Raw genomic sequence first — 15,717 nt, 5'->3', positions numbered from 1 at the left:
TAATAATGCATAAGATAAGGGCAGATAAAAGATTTAAGCTGATGAGACAGAAGGCCATTTTTATGGTGCTTGGTTTTAAAGCATTTAAATTAAAGGAAGCCTTGGTAATTTGTAGTGCACCTAGGTCTGGAAGTACATGGCTTATAGAAATGTTAAGTAAATTTCCTGAGATTATAATTAACTGGGAACCGATTCATTCAACAAAAGGAGTAGTACCGAATAAAAGGTATTTGGGTGAAAGACCATTTATTGAAAAGGACGAGGACAATGGTCAGCTTTTTACGTTTTTTAAAAACGTATTTTGTTTTAAGCGGTTCAATACATGGACAACACGTTATGCAGCTTTTAAAATAGCCTTAAAATCAAAAAAGGTAGTAACCAAATTTGTGAGGGCTAATCCATTACTACCGTATTTTGCTCATAATTTTGGTTTAAAATATAAACCAATTTTATTGGTGCGCCATCCTGTCCCCACCTGTCAGTCTATCATAAAGGCATTTGGAAATCAGACTAGGGAGTTACTTAATTTTGAGCCACCAGAAACATTAAACAATGAAAGATTTATGCCTCACGTAGAGTATATCAATCAATTGCAAACACGCCTAGAGCAACAGATTGCCTTATGGTGCATTGATAATGTAGATGTAGTAGAGACAAAAGATCCTCAAAATTGGCACTTAATACCCTATGAAGCAATGATGGCAAACCCAATAGATACTCTAAAAGATATTTCAAACCTATGGCATTTAAAGGTGAATAAAAATACTTTTAAAGCCATTGCAATCGATAAGCCCAGTAGAACAACATATAAAGGTGATTTAAGAAAGGATCCCAAAAGCCAAATAGAAAAATACTTAGAGGTATTGACTAATGAAGAATTGGACCGTATTCAGGCTATTTTTAATTATTTTGGTCTTAAATACTACAAGGCGCACCATCCATACCCATTAGATAACTATTAAATCAGCGTATTGCAAAAGCAAAAAAAAATAAAAATAGCGGTTGTAACGGGTACGTTTCCTTCAGTCTCAGAAACCTTTGTGATCAATCATGTCAAAGGGCTCTTAAAAGCTGGGATACATGTCGATTTTTATTGTTTGCACAAAGACACTAAAGCACTTAATCATACAGGCTTAGACCCAAAAGTATTGACCGTTAAAGGTCTCCAACCAAAGACCTTTGTTCAAAGGCTAAAATGTATTTTTAAAACCTTACAGCAGTCTAAGTATAGGTTTTTATGGCAAACCATAAAGACCTTCAATATCTTTAAGTATGGTAAGGAGGCTCTTATTGCAAAACAATTTTTTAAGGCTTATTATTTGCACTACTTTCAGATTAATAGTTATGATGTAGTACACATCCATTTTGCCACAAATGCGGTAAAGCTATTGCCTTTACTTAAAAACTTTAAGAATAAAATTGTGGTGACTTTCCATGGCTATGATGCCCATAAGTATCAATCCTCGTATTATAAAGCATTACAAACATTACCAAACATACATTATACCGTCAACACCAATTATACCCTTAAAAAAGTTTTGGGGTTAGGATTTCAAAGGAATACGATTACTATCCTCCCTGTTGCTGTGGACACCGAATTATTTGCACCAAAAGAAAAACAAAAGCCTAATGCTTTGTTTTCTATTCTGTTTGTGGGGCGATTGGTGCCTTTTAAGGCTCCCTTGCGTGCAATTAAGATTGTTGAAAAACTGATAGAAACTCATAAGGATGTGAAATTAACTATAATTGGAGGTGGAGAACTTTACGATACCTGTAGTAATTATATAGAACAGAATGGTCTATCAGAGCATGTGCGACTTTTGGGTGCTTTATCACAACAAAAGATTAAATTGCAGATGGAACTAGCGGACGTGTTTTTATATCCCGGTATCGTAGATGATAATGGACGCTGCGAAAATCAAGGCCTTGTAGTGCAAGAGGCTCAGGCCATGGGCTTACCAGTAGTAGTCTCTAATGTTGGTGGTCTAGCTGAAGGCGTGATTGATGGAGAAACGGGATTTGTAGTTGAAGAAAATTTGTTGGATGTATTTGTCGAAAAATTAATCCATTTAAAATCTAGTAGTTCCGAATGTCACAAATTAGCAAGTAATGCTATTAAATTTATAGATAAACACTATACCACGGCACAGCATGTACAAAGGCTAATTTTAATTTACAAAGACCATTGTGATGGATAATCAGGAAAAAATGAAATATGTTATGATTATTGGCGCCATGAAAGCTGGGACGACATCTTTATTTCACTATTTGGCTGATCACCCACATATATGTCCAGCGGTTACAAAAGAGCCAGAGTTTTTCTCGGAAAACCAGGGTCATGCAAGGAAGTTTGATAAATATGAGGACTGTTTTAGACCAAATTACAAAATGCATAGCTACTGCTTGGATGCATCTACAGGCTATACCAAATATCCTAGCGAAAGGAACGTTCCAAAATCTATTTTTGAGTATGGTATAAAACCCAAGTTCATTTATGTGTTAAGAAATCCTATTAAGCGAATTGAATCCCAATACAATTTTATGCAGAAATACGACAAACCATGGAGTTATAATGATAATTTGTCTTATCTACTGGATTTAAGTAAATATGCCATGCAATTAGATCAGTATATGCATTTTTTTAAAAGAGAAGACGTCCTTCTTTTGGATTTTGAAGAGCTAAAAATAGCGCCTCAATCGGTATTAAAAAAAGTATATACTTTTTTAGAATTGGATTTTTATAATTCAAACAAAATCAACAAACAGTATAATAAAACGAGAAAGGAAACTTTAAAGGCAGATAGATACAAGAAGAAAGTCGATGCTAGGTTTGCTGCTTTTCCAAAGATATTTCGGGATGTTTTAAAGTTTTTAATTTCAAAAAAATATAGGATCAAACCTATGATTCTAAATGAAAGTCAAAAAAATAATATATACTTGGCTTTAAGGGAAGATATAGAAAGGTTAAAAAAAGTGTATAATTTCAGTACATCTCACTGGAAATTATGATTTAAGTGAATCTTTATTAGTTTTATAATATAAATGCATTTTAATGTTAAAGCATACGATTTTAAAAGTAATTAATAAGTGTTTAAAAATATATTATACCTTTAATTTACATAAATTGGGCTTAATGTTTGGCACTGATAAGGCCATAGATCATTTTTATTTGCCACATTATAAAAAACATTTCAGACCCTATAAATTTAAAAAAATTAATCTCTTAGAGATTGGAGTTGGAGGCTATAAAAGCCCAAAGCATGGTGGTCATTCTTTGAGACTATGGAAATCTTATTTTCCATTTGCACATATATTTGCAATAGATATTTATGATAAATCAGCTTTAGAGGAAAAGCGTATTAAGATTTATAAGGGCAGTCAAGTAGATATTGATTTTTTGAATAAAATCTCATCAGAAATAGGGGATTTTGATATTATTATTGATGATGGTAGTCATGTCAATGAACATGTAATAAAATCGTTTCAACTACTATTTCCAAAACTTAAGGATGGTGGTATATATGTTGTAGAAGATACTCAGACTTCTTATTGGAAACGTTATGGGGGGGATAGTATCGACTTAAAAAACTCAAATACAATTATGAATTTTTTTAAGAACCTTACTGATTCTTTGAACCATAAAGAATTTTTATTACCTGGTTATGAGCCAACTTATTTTGATAAACATATAACTGCAATTAACTTTTATCACAATTTAATTTTTATCTATAAAGGTTTTAATGACGAACCTTCCAATGTTCTTTTAAATAATGATTATGTTAAGGTCTGAATAGTATTTTTTATAAAAAATGGAATATTACCAAATAAGGTTTTTATGACAAATCTTGTGTCAATTATCATCCCCGTATTTAATAGAGAATATCTAATTGCAGAAACCTTGAACTCTATCTTGACTCAAACCTATAAAAATTGGGAATGCCTTGTTATCGATGATGACAGTACAGATAATACAGAAAAAGTAGTAAAGGCTTTTGTAACAAAAGATGAACGGTTTATTTATTATAAAAGACCGGTCAACCGCCCAAAGGGAGCAAATGCATGTAGAAACTATGGTTTGGAGTTAGCAAAGGGAGACTTCGTTAATTGGTTCGACAGTGATGATATTATGCACCCCGAAAAAATAGAAAAGCAATTACATCTTTTACAAAATACAGATTATGAATTTTGTGTATGCCAAACCCTAAAGTTTAAAAAAACCATTGATAAGCCTAGAGGGTTTTTGTCTGAATATATTGTGTCTGAGAATCCATTAGAAGATTTCATTACAAAAAAAATTGTTTGGTTAACCCAAGCTCCACTATTTAAAAAGGACTTACTGTTAAGAAACAACTTTACATTCGATGAAAGTTTACAGGCAGGTCAAGAATGGGATTTATTTGCAAGAATATTATTTATGTGTAATACTTATGGCGTAATTAATGAGCCCCTGGTATATCTCAGAAAGCATAAAGATAGTATTTCAGGTGACAAAACCATTAATGAAAAATGGCATTATACAAAAGCACGTTATAACATTTATAAGGATTATTTGCCTCGCTTATCGCCAAGACTAATGAAGTATTTTAACAATTACTTTAAACGGATGTATTGTGAGTTCTTAAGGGAAGGAGAGTTAGATAAAGCTAGTTACTTGTTAAAAAACGTGTTTTATAAAACAAAAAACATCCCTTTTAAAATGCGTGTATATCTTGTATTGGCAAAGCTGAGCTTTAAATACTTTAGGCAAGGGGAATTTTTTTTAAGACCAATGTTAGATGATCATAATTTTTATAAGATTAAAGCGTGAAATCCCTTTCTATTGTCATTTGTAAATATAATAAGGCTTTATTTGAGCAATGTGTTGCAAGTATAAAACACACACTAAACAACCATTATGAACTTGTTGTCATAGACAATACAAATAACGACTATGATATTTTTGAAGCATACAATAAAGGTGTCAAAAGAAGTACTGGTGATGTCATTTGCTTTATTCATGAGGATGTCATCTGCCACGAACAGGATTGGAACAAAAAAGTGATGAAACACTTTGATAATGATATAGATCTGGGAATGATTGGTCTTGCAGGGGGTGCATCTTATCATAAATTTGCCTGGTCTTGGAACCAAACCTATTACAAGGAGGATTATGCCGTAAGTTTGGCATCAATAAAAGAAGGTAAATTAAGCCATAATAGTACGGGTTTTAACTCTAATACTAAACAGGTTTTGATAGTAGACGGCCTTTGGTTTTGTATTAAAAGAGAGTTACTAATAAGCCATCAAATTAGATTTGATACCAATACTTATAGTGGATTTCATAGATACGACTATGATATTTCTTTTCAAATTGCACAAATTTCAAAAATCAAAGTTGTTAACGATATTAAAATAGAACATAAATCCTCTGGCACAAGAAATAGGGATTGGATGCAAGCGAATATTGATTTTCAGAAAAAATGGGGGTATATACTTCCGTGTAAAATTCAGGATGGTAAAATAGGGCTTGTTCCATTAAAAATAAGTCCAAAAGACATAAGAGCCTTATATCACTTTATATATTTAATGAAAGAATATGGTTTTACAAAGTGCGATATGAATTTTTTTATAAGACGGAATTTATTTAAAACTGCTGCTATGCCCATTATTCAATTTAAATTAATACTCATTTATATCTTGGGTTTTAGGTGGTTCGATAAAATGAAAGAAAAGTTCCCCTTTTAAATGTTTATCTTGCAAAATCAAGTGCGAGTAATTGATGACCAACAATCTAATTTCCATAATAATACCCACCTATAATAGACGGTCGTTATTGCCTGAAACTTTGGACTCTATAGCCAAGCAGACCTATACAAATTTTGAATGTTTAGTCATTGATGATAGATCAACCGATGAAACCAAAGATTACCTTATTACATATTCTCAAAAGGATCCCAGATTTAAATATTTTTTGCGTTTTGAAGATAAACCTAAGGGAGCTAATGTCTGTAGAAATATTGGATTAGATATGGCTAAAGGCGATTACATTGTTTTTTTTGATAGTGATGATGTGATGACCCCTGACCATTTGGAAGTAAAAATACATGGGTTACAAAGCAATCGCTGTGATTTTGTAATTACTAAAACCAAGTACTTTAATTTTGATGACGGTAATCTTAGTTTAGATGTAAATTATACGTTTAAGACCAAGGATATTTCACTTTACAACTATGTTAGTCAAACTATTAATTGGTTGACATTAGATATAGCAATTGTTTCTCATATTGCCAAACAATGCCGTTTTAATGAACTTCTTTCTTCTGGACAGGAATACAATTATTTTTCAAAAATCTTAACCAAAACAACAAATGGTGTTATTTTGGATAATATAGTATCACTACGGAGATACCACCAAGAGTCCATACAAAGCAAATTAAGAAAAGATAAAAATAAAATGACACTTTCCTATTTCATAGTCTATTGGAACACTTATAGGGATATAAAAAAACAAGCAACTTATGACGTTAGGAAAAACTTGGTGTACAAATGTTACAGAAGTTTTAAGAAATATGATACAGCTTTAGAGTTAACGTACATAAAACCTCTAACTTGGGCACTCATAAAAATATTTGGGATAAAAGGTCTTTATTATGCCCTAGACGTATTTGTAAATAATTTAAGGAGGAGTGCTTATGCGTCTTAAAATTGCTATATATACAGCCATGTATGCAGGCAAGGATAAATTAAGAGCACCATTAGAAATGTCGGATGATAATATAGATTATTTCTATTTCTCCGACATTGAGCCAGATTATGATATTAGTCCTTATCAATTTATAAAGCGGCCAATACTCTATGATGATTTGGCAAAAAATGCACGAAGATTAAAGATACTTGGCGATCCTCTTTTAGAATCGTATGATATGGTTATATGGCATGATGCCAATATGCAAATGATTGAAAAAGGGATTAAATCATTGATAAATAGGGTAAAATCTCATAGCCTTTCAATCTATACGCATCCCGATAGAGATGACCCTTACAGCGAAGCCATGACCTGCATACGTGTTAAAAAAGAAAGTGCCATACTGATGTTAAGGCAATGCTGGCACTATTTTTTAAGAGGCTTACCTGCTCATTCGGGGCTATATTCTACCGGATTATTGGTAAAAGTAAACTTGAGCAATCATAAAAATTTTTATAATGCCTGGTGGCAAGAGGTCTTTAAGTACAGCCGACGAGATCAATTAGCCTTGGCATACACAAGTTTTAAGCACAATTTTACCATAAATACTATAGACGGGGATATTTACAATAACCCTTACCTTAACTATTACGACCATAATTATTTAGAATACAGAACCAAAAACAATAAGATGAAGCTGGAATCAGGTTGGGTTCGGAAACTCTGTTTTTTAGGGGTAAAAGTGTTACGAAAATTAAGTAAACTCAAAAGATGAAGCCATTAGTATCCATTTGCATACCAACATTTAATGGCGAAACATACATCGCAGAAGCCATGGAGTCGGTACTTCAGCAAGACTATTCCAATTTAGAAATTATAGTCTCCGATGATTCTTCACAAGATGATACGCTTTCCGTAGTTGAGCGTTACAAGACAAAAACTCAAATACCAATACAACTACACCACCATACTCCGAAAGGCATTGGAGCTAACTGGAATCATTGTATTGAAAAGGCCAATGGGGAATACATTAAGTTTTTGTTTCAGGATGATAGATTAGAACCACAATGCGTCAGTAAAATGATGGCAATGATGGGGAGTGCAGATACAATTGGTATGGTATACGCCAAACGCCACATCATATCAGATAGTAATGATGACTTCTATAAGGAGTTTAAAAGAGTTTACGGGCAACTGCATACCAATTGGGGGGAGTTGAGTATTAAAACCGGCAGTATGCCTGGACAGGCATATTTAAAGGATAGCCAATTTTTAAATGCCCCAAAAAACAAAATTGGAGAACCGTCTAGTGTTCTCATTAAAAAGAAATGTTTTAAAAAGGTTGGACTGTTCAATACAGACCTAAAACAAGCATTGGATTGCGAATTTTGGTACCGTTTAATGCCCTTTTATGATATTGGTTTTGTTGATGAATATTTAGGGACGTTTAGGTTGCATAAAGCACAAGCATCCCATAAGAACAAACAGGCAAAGATTAATGAAACTGAACAGTTGTATAAGATGTATTATAAAACACTGTTGCCCCATTTACACAAAAAGTGCAAATGGAAGCTGCACAAACGATTTCATCCGTTATTAAGCCGATTGGTAAAAGTAAAAAATGGTTAGGGAATGAAGAATAACTCACGTGTTAGTGTACTATTGCCCGTTTACAATGGCGAAAAAACCATAAAAAGGACTCTAGAAAGTTTGCTGAATCAGACCTACACCAATTTTGAATTGCTCATTGGTATTGATGGCACTACAGATAGATCCAAAGAAATTGCATTGGGGTTTAGGGATGAGCGTATTAAAATTATAGAACACCCTAATAATCTCGGACTGGCTCAAAACTTAAACACCCTAGTAGCAAACTGCAATCCAGATACTGAGCTTTTTGCTATGGCAGAACAAGATGATTGGTATGTGCCAGAACGATTAGAGTGGCAAGTTGAGGTGTTAAACGACAATACTGATGTAGGATTAGTATCTGGTATCGCAGAATTTAAAAGTGATAACAATAATGTTTTATTTCCAGGGCTTTTAGTGCAAGGCCAGCAATTTTCGCAAGGGAAAGCATTGTTTAAATTTTTGTACATCAATCAGCTGAAAGTGGTCAACACCTGTATGATGTGGCGTAAGAAAATACACGAAGAACATGATTTAAGCTTTAGAGATACCTATGGTAATTTTAATGTGGATTGGAATTTTGTACTACGATTTTCACTCGTATCTAAAGTACATGGTATTCCAAAAAAAATGGTAGAGATGGACAGGCACCAATCCAGGACCTCTGTTACTGTAGATAAGTGGAAACAGTTCAGTGCCTCCCGTCAATTGTTAAAAGATTTTAAGGAAGAGTTTCCTAAAGTGATTAGTAAAACAGATTATAAAAAAGCGCTTAAAACACATCGAAAAATAGAACTGGGATATAAATCTAAATTTGAAATTGTAATCTACAGCATATATTACCTTTTGTATTATCAAGATGCATATTTTCTAAATTATTTAAAAAATCGTTCCTTTAAATATCTCAAAAAGAGTTAATATTAAAAAGGTAAAATAGAACATTAAATTAATAAAACTTGTTTTGTGATATACTTTACTAATAGTTTTAACCTTGGGATTAGAAAGATTCTAAAAAAAATAGGCCGAGGCTATCGCTTCTATAACCAAAAGTTAGATGTTGATAAAGTCATATCCCAAAACTTTAAGGTAGGGAAGTCCTTTTCTTTTGTACAAGTAGGTGCCAATGATGGGGTGAGTTTCGATAACCTATATGAGGTGGTGACCAAGAGAAAATCCAAAGGACTGGTCATTGAACCGCTTGAGGAATATTATACACAACTCGTTGAAAATTATAAAGTATATCCTGAAATTATACCAATAAAAAAAGCAGTACACCCTACAGCATCACAGATAACAATTTATAAAGTGGCAAAAAGTGCGTTGCATAAATACCCCGATTGGGTTAAAGGTATCGCATCGGTTGACCCAAAGCACCATTTAAAAATCAACGTGGCTTCTGAGGATATGGAAAAAGAAGAAGTATCTTGTATGCCATTAATGGCTCTTATTAAAAACAGTGGTATGCTTAATCTAGATTACATTCAGATAGATACTGAGGGCTTCGATTTAGAGGTGCTAAAAATGATCAATTTTTCGACAGTTAAACCTGTCCTTATCAAATACGAATCGGTCAATCTATCACAAAAAGACAAGCAGGAAGCTAGGCATCTGTTGGAGAAAAATGGTTATTTCCATTACCAATCACACTACGATAGTTTGGCAATACATCTGGGTAAAATAAAACTCTATTGGAAGTGATACCAAAAATAATACATTATTGTTGGTACGGTGGTAACCCTAAACCCAAGCGTATAAAAAAATGCATCAATAGCTGGAAAACCCATTTACCAGAGTATAAAATAATGTGCTGGGATGAGTCTAATACAGACTTGGATATACCATTTATTAAAGAGGCTTACTTAGAAAAAAAATGGGCTTACGTTTCAGATTATATACGTTTAAAGGCATTATATGAATATGGAGGTATTTATCTCGATACAGATATGTTGGTCTTAAAAAACCTAGACACCTTATTAGTTAATCAATGTTTTTTTGGAATAGGAGACCCTAAGTATATATATACAGGTATTATCGGAGCCAAAAAATCCTATTCATTTTTATGGAGATGCTTAAAAGATTATGAAGCATTTGATGATTTCCCAGTCGATGTTTTACCAGAAATCACATCTCCAAAAATAGTAACCAAGTGTTTTAGAGAATACTATAACTATACAGATACTTTTGAAAAGCTACTTCATTTAGATAGTGTCACAATATATCCCCAAGAATGGTTTTATCCTTTCCCTGCAAAGGCGAGATATTCAAAAAACTATATTGAGTATGCCACAGAGAACACCTATGCCATTCATCTTTGGATTGCCTCTTGGGCAAAAATACCCGCGTTTAAACTCATTAGACAACAACATTACGCTAGGGGATTGGCAACCATGCTAAAGGAAGTGCTGAAAGGAGAGGGCGCTTCAATAAAATATTACAGGAAAATTGCCTCAAGTTTTAAACAGGCATTAAGTACATCTGATAATAAATAATGGGCAAAAAGAAACCATTACATATAGACTATTTAAATACTTATGGTGGGGGTTTTAACACCAATTCCATTGGGTCGGTCATTAAAGACATCATGGCTATTAAAAAGCAGGTACAATCCGAACACTATTATACCTATAATGCAACGACAACATCTCAACAAATAAATCTTTTTAATACCACATCTCAATTTTATAAACGCTTCACTAAATTTTTAAATTGCTTACCCTACCGTGTAAAAAAAGGAGTTTTTAAAACTATGAATTATAAGATGGTGGTGTATATTATTCTTTATGTATTAAAAAGAACATTTAGAAATAATAAAAACCTAATCATTGTATATAATGGTCAACCCATCATTTTTTGGGTACTTAAAAAAATGATACGCCCAAAGCGATTAATCTTTATTTGTCATGGGGGGAGTTTACGTGTTTACAATGGGGAGGTAGGTGAAAATGAAATACTTCGGTATGCAGATACTATAGTGACATTGAATACCCATGTGTACAATGAGGTTAGTGAGCTACATAATCACGTGTATCTTATTCCTAATTATGTCAAGGATGTAAAAAGTAATTCTGCATTAAAAAACAAAAAACATTTTGTGTTTGCCGGTCGGATAGATACTAATAAACGGGTTAAGGAAATATGTCAAATTTTTAAAGACAGCTTTGAAGATACTGATTTTAAGCTTAAAATTTGTGGTTCAGGCAATAGTACGTATTTTAATGAAACTCTCGATATTGTTGAGTCTTCAGAGAACTTAGAATACTTGGGCTACTTAGATATAGCACAAGTAAAGGAGCTCTATTCAAATTCAGGGTATATCATCCTTATATCTGCCTCCGAGGGTTCGCCTTTATGTTTAAATGATTCATACAACTATAATATAACTCCAATCGGCAATACCATTCCTGGCATTCAGGATTTTATTGAAGCCTTTGGAGGAATTATGCTTCCAGAAAGCCATATTTTCGAAGCTTTGGAAGCGACATTTAAAGCGATCAGAGGTAATGAAGAAATAACATACTTAACAGAACAAGATGTTGAAAAACAAATGATATTCAAGAAGGATTATTTTGAATCCAAGTATAAAGAAATACTAACTTAGCGTATGGCAAAAATTAAGGTCTTACATATTTTTGAGAACTATTCGCATGTGTACCAACCCTATATACCGCCAGTCATTGAGGGTCTAAAACAAGACGAGGATCTAGATATTTCGATAGTTGCTTATAAAGGCAGGTCAAGTAAAGCCTTAAAGGTAGTTCCAAAATACCTTAAAAGACGTTTGGTAGAGAGATGGTACCAATTCATAAATAAGCGTTATAAAAACCTATCTTATATTGAAATATGGGCATTAAAGAACAAGACAGATATCATCCACGTGCAACAGTCCTATATGTTTCCAAGAATTTTGGGATTGACGGAAATTACTAAGGGTATAAGACCTAAATTAGTAGTGACGTTACGGGGTAGTGAGACCTATGTAAAACCATGGGTACAAGATAAGTGGGAGACATTCTTTAAGGACTATGGTAATAACATAGACGCATTTGTAGTGATGAGTACTCATCAAAAAGAGTATCTACAGCGTTGGGGAGTTGAACAAGACAGGATCCATGTCATTCCAATTTCCTTTGGCCAAAAATTTGAAGCGAAACCTAAAAAGGCATCAAAAGATGGTATTAAAATAGTCTCAGTGTTTCGTTTATGTTGGGAAAAAAACATCAATGGCAATTTAATGGTAATTAAAATCCTCAAAGAGCAAGGATTTAAAGTGAGTTATGATGTGTTTGGTGATGGCCCTGAACTTGGAAAACTATATTACTTGATAAACAAATACCATCTCAATGATTCGGTAAAGGTACATGGTCGGGTAGATAATCATGAATTAAAAAAGAAGTTAGGGAATTACGATTTTATACTACAATTAAGCCATTCTGAAGCATTCCCGACTAGTGTGTTAGAAGCTCAAGCTATAGGTATTCCCGCAATTGTATCGAATGCAGGTGGTTTACCGGATGCTATACAACAGAATAATAGTGGTTATGCTATGGATGCTAATGATACGGAAAGAGCTGCTGATTATATAGCTGGACTTTGGAAGGATGTAGAGAAATACTATTCTTTTTCTAAGGCGGGCATAGATTATGCACAATACCATTTTTCAGTTGATAATGAGGTCAGCGCGATTAAAAGTTTATATATTCATTTAACCAAGTGATTTTTGAAAAGACCGTTATCGATAGCCATATATTCTGGTATTATACCAAGTACCACTTTTATAGAACAGCTCATACATACAGTAGCAAAAAATCATCAGGTGCATCTTTTCGGTACTCTAAAGCATTCTGCACAGTATAAAAAGCCTAATATTAAAGTCATTCAAACTCCAATTAGCCAGTGGAAAAATATAGGTTTAACCTTTTTTCGGTGTATTAAATTGTTATTTAAAAATCCTAAAATGTTAGCTCTAGCATTAAAAGAAGCCAATTCATACAATGGCTATTATATTAAATGGATGCGTTTCTCACGTTTTGTACCCGTACTCTTGTACCAACCAGATATTTTTCATTTGCAATGGGCGAACGAAATTAACCGATGGATGTTTTTAAAAAAAGCCTATCCCTGTAAGATTGTCGTCAGTTGTTTAGGGACGCTCATCAATATAAGTCCAAAATCCAACCCTAAATTGAAACAACGGTATTTAGAACATTTTAAGGATGTTGATGCCTTTCAAACAGTGTCAGATGCCTTAGCTAAAGATTTAAAGGAGTTTCAAGTACCAGAAGAAAAAATCCATACCATTCGCAGCATTGTGCCAGAGTTAGCATTTACTTATTTTAATAGTCCCAATGAGTCATTTAAAGGATCTATTAATTTGGTGTCTGTGGGGCGTTACCATTGGGTCAAAGGCTATGAGTATGCTTTAGAGGCTATTAAACAATTAAAGAAGCACAGCAACGTATCCTATACAATTATTGCTCCTGGCCACCCTCCTAAGTCTTTGTTAACTCTAGTAAAAGATTTAGGTCTTGATAATACGATTACATTTGTGGAAAGTATGGAGCAACCAAAATTGTTTAAGACACTCAAAACTTTTGATATGATGCTATTGCCAAGTCTCAGTGAGGGTGTCGCCAATGTGGCATTAGAGGCCATGGCTGTTGGTTTGCCAGTCATTTCAACAGATTGTGGAGGTATGCCAGAATTAATATCCCATGGCCAAAATGGATGGTTAGTCCCTGTAAAAAACTCTAAAGCTATGGCAGATAGGGTTGTGGTAGTGTCTCAAATGGATAAGGGGCAGCGAGCCATCGTTATTGAAAATGCCCATAAGCATGTAAAACAAAACTATAGTGAATATAAAATTGGCAAGGACTTGGAGGATTTTTATAAAAAGGTTTATGATAGCTAAACTAAGCCCGTTGAATGAAAAAGATGAAGAAACAAAAATCAAATTCTTCTGTCACATTGAGCGTAGTCGAAATGCTTAAAAATCGATAACTTTAATCGTCTTCTATTATGTTCAGACTAATAATGTATAAAATTTGCTTTCATTCAACGAATTAAACCCAGTATCAATCTATAAAAATTATATGAAGCATAGTATCTAAGTACAAAGAAAATAACTGAATTTGAGTTCAAAAAAATTACATATCGCCATTTTTTCAGGGGAACTCCCAAGCACCACATTTATAGAGCACCTCATTAATGGGGTAGCCTCAACACACCGAGTCTTATTATTTGGTGTAAAAAGGCCATCGGCGATTATAGCCTATAAAGATGACGTTAAAATGCACATAACGCCACAAAACAAGTTTAAGAACCTTGTTGTGTCATTGTATAGAAGCTTCCGACTCTTACTAAAACGCCCTAAAGAGTTAATGAAATTATGGAAGGAGGTCAAGCGATTTAAATCGCGTTATGATCGTTGGATATGGCTCACCAAGTTTTTACCTATAGTGCTGTACAGACCAGATGTATTGCATCTGCAATGGACACGAGACTTGGAATTTTATACTTTTTTTAAAACCAAATTCAACATCCCTTTAATAGTCAGCCTTAGGGGAGCACATGTCAATTACACTCCAATTGTAGAGCCTAAAATTGCAGCTGTGTATAAGGAGACTTTTCCACACGTGGATGCCTTTCATGCCGTATCTGAAGCTATTGTTAGAGAGGCTTCAAAATATGGTGATATCGAATCTCGAACACGAGTGATCCACTCTCCAGTTCCAAATATATATTTTAATCAATTTTTACCATATGCAAAAAACGAAAAGAACACAATCAACATAGTATCTATTGGACGATTCCATTGGGTAAAAGGATTTCGCTATGCCATTGATACCCTAGCACAATTAAAAGATCAAGGGTATGATGTGCATTATACAATCGTTGGACCTAATGCGTTTCCTGAAGCCTTAACGTTTCAAATCAATCAATTAAAAATTAAGGATAGCATTACCCTAAAAGGGAAATTACCACAAAATGAGGTATTGACATTTTTGCAAACACAAGATGTACTCTTATTACCAAGTTTGCAAGAAGGTATCGCCAATGTGGTGCTTGAAGCTATGGCCATAGGTCTACCTGTAGTCTCAACCGATTGCGGAGGGATGTCCGAAGTTGTAATTCATAAAAAGACGGGTTGGTTAGTGCCGATTCGTAATCCTATAGCTATGGCAGATGCCATAGTAGAAATTGTTGAAAGTGATGCAGCCAGCATAAATAGAGTAACCCAAGAGGCGCACCGTTTGGTTAAAGGTCAGTTTAATTATGATACTAGCGTCCAAGAGTTTATTAGTCTTTACGAATCGGTTGTGGAATCTCACTTGTCATTCAGAAGGAATCCCGATAGCTATCGGGATGACTGAAGAACCATATTCTATAAACGTCACTTCGAGTGCCACGCAAAAAAGCGTGGTGTA

Annotated in this window: 16 protein-coding genes; all 16 read left to right on the top strand. The window is 33.8% G+C overall.

Annotation, left to right across the window (positions count from 1 at the left end):
• The first annotated feature begins 41 nt into the window (after window positions 1-41).
• Window positions 42-962 (top strand): sulfotransferase family protein, encoded by a 921-nt coding sequence (locus tag ACFEMA_RS10855; protein ID WP_411768226.1) that lies wholly within the window; start codon window positions 42-44, stop codon window positions 960-962.
• 9 nt (window positions 963-971) lie between these two features.
• The gene (locus ACFEMA_RS10850; RefSeq protein ID WP_411768225.1) at window positions 972-2,198 is read left to right on the top strand and encodes a glycosyltransferase family 4 protein; all 1,227 of its coding nucleotides are present in this window, start codon (window positions 972-974) and stop codon (window positions 2,196-2,198) included.
• A complete protein-coding gene (locus ACFEMA_RS10845) occupies window positions 2,191-3,009 on the top strand; it encodes a sulfotransferase family protein (protein WP_411768224.1) in 819 nt (272 codons plus the stop codon). The genes ACFEMA_RS10850 and ACFEMA_RS10845 overlap by 8 nt, the downstream gene beginning before the upstream one ends.
• Window positions 3,010-3,133: 124 nt before the next feature.
• The gene (locus ACFEMA_RS10840; protein ID WP_411768223.1) at window positions 3,134-3,790 is read left to right on the top strand and encodes a class I SAM-dependent methyltransferase; all 657 of its coding nucleotides are present in this window, start codon (window positions 3,134-3,136) and stop codon (window positions 3,788-3,790) included.
• A gap of 45 nt (window positions 3,791-3,835) precedes the next feature.
• On the top strand, window positions 3,836-4,807 hold the full coding sequence (locus ACFEMA_RS10835) for a glycosyltransferase family 2 protein (RefSeq protein ID WP_411768222.1): 972 nt from the start codon (window positions 3,836-3,838) through the stop codon (window positions 4,805-4,807).
• Complete coding sequence (locus tag ACFEMA_RS10830) at window positions 4,804-5,724, top strand: glycosyltransferase (protein WP_411768221.1); 921 nt, start codon at window positions 4,804-4,806, stop codon at window positions 5,722-5,724. Before ACFEMA_RS10835 ends, ACFEMA_RS10830 begins: the two co-directional genes overlap by 4 nt.
• A 34-nt stretch (window positions 5,725-5,758) precedes the next feature.
• Window positions 5,759-6,682: a glycosyltransferase family 2 protein gene (locus ACFEMA_RS10825; protein WP_411768220.1), complete on the top strand. Its 924-nt coding sequence runs from the start codon at window positions 5,759-5,761 to the stop codon at window positions 6,680-6,682.
• The gene (locus ACFEMA_RS10820) at window positions 6,672-7,439 is read left to right on the top strand and encodes a glycosyltransferase domain-containing protein (RefSeq protein ID WP_411768219.1); all 768 of its coding nucleotides are present in this window, start codon (window positions 6,672-6,674) and stop codon (window positions 7,437-7,439) included. The genes ACFEMA_RS10825 and ACFEMA_RS10820 overlap by 11 nt, the downstream gene beginning before the upstream one ends.
• Window positions 7,436-8,293 carry a glycosyltransferase family 2 protein gene (locus ACFEMA_RS10815; protein ID WP_411768218.1) on the top strand — a complete coding sequence of 286 codons (858 nt, stop codon included), beginning with the start codon at window positions 7,436-7,438 and terminating at the stop codon, window positions 8,291-8,293. The genes ACFEMA_RS10820 and ACFEMA_RS10815 overlap by 4 nt, the downstream gene beginning before the upstream one ends.
• Window positions 8,294-8,296: 3 nt before the next feature.
• Window positions 8,297-9,211, top strand: a complete 915-nt coding sequence (locus ACFEMA_RS10810) for a glycosyltransferase family 2 protein (RefSeq protein WP_411768217.1) — start codon at window positions 8,297-8,299, stop codon at window positions 9,209-9,211.
• 45 nt (window positions 9,212-9,256) lie between these two features.
• Window positions 9,257-9,991: an FkbM family methyltransferase gene (locus tag ACFEMA_RS10805; RefSeq protein ID WP_411768216.1), complete on the top strand. Its 735-nt coding sequence runs from the start codon at window positions 9,257-9,259 to the stop codon at window positions 9,989-9,991.
• A complete protein-coding gene (locus ACFEMA_RS10800; protein ID WP_411768428.1) occupies window positions 9,988-10,782 on the top strand; it encodes a glycosyltransferase family 32 protein in 795 nt (264 codons plus the stop codon). Before ACFEMA_RS10805 ends, ACFEMA_RS10800 begins: the two co-directional genes overlap by 4 nt.
• On the top strand, window positions 10,782-11,891 hold the full coding sequence (locus ACFEMA_RS10795) for a glycosyltransferase (protein WP_411768215.1): 1,110 nt from the start codon (window positions 10,782-10,784) through the stop codon (window positions 11,889-11,891). The genes ACFEMA_RS10800 and ACFEMA_RS10795 overlap by 1 nt, the downstream gene beginning before the upstream one ends.
• 3 nt (window positions 11,892-11,894) lie before the next feature.
• A complete protein-coding gene (locus ACFEMA_RS10790; RefSeq protein ID WP_411768214.1) occupies window positions 11,895-13,007 on the top strand; it encodes a glycosyltransferase family 4 protein in 1,113 nt (370 codons plus the stop codon).
• 3 nt (window positions 13,008-13,010) lie between these two features.
• Window positions 13,011-14,201: a glycosyltransferase family 4 protein gene (locus ACFEMA_RS10785; RefSeq protein ID WP_411768213.1), complete on the top strand. Its 1,191-nt coding sequence runs from the start codon at window positions 13,011-13,013 to the stop codon at window positions 14,199-14,201.
• Between the two features lie 220 nt (window positions 14,202-14,421).
• A complete protein-coding gene (locus ACFEMA_RS10780; protein WP_411768212.1) occupies window positions 14,422-15,663 on the top strand; it encodes a glycosyltransferase family 4 protein in 1,242 nt (413 codons plus the stop codon).
• Window positions 15,664-15,717 lie beyond the last annotated feature (54 nt).

Source organism: Winogradskyella sp. A3E31 (genome assembly GCF_046720935.1).
Classification (GTDB): domain Bacteria; phylum Bacteroidota; class Bacteroidia; order Flavobacteriales; family Flavobacteriaceae; genus Winogradskyella.
The sequence above is the reverse complement of the archived record's forward strand: the minus strand, read 5'-3'. Positions and strand labels throughout refer to the sequence as shown.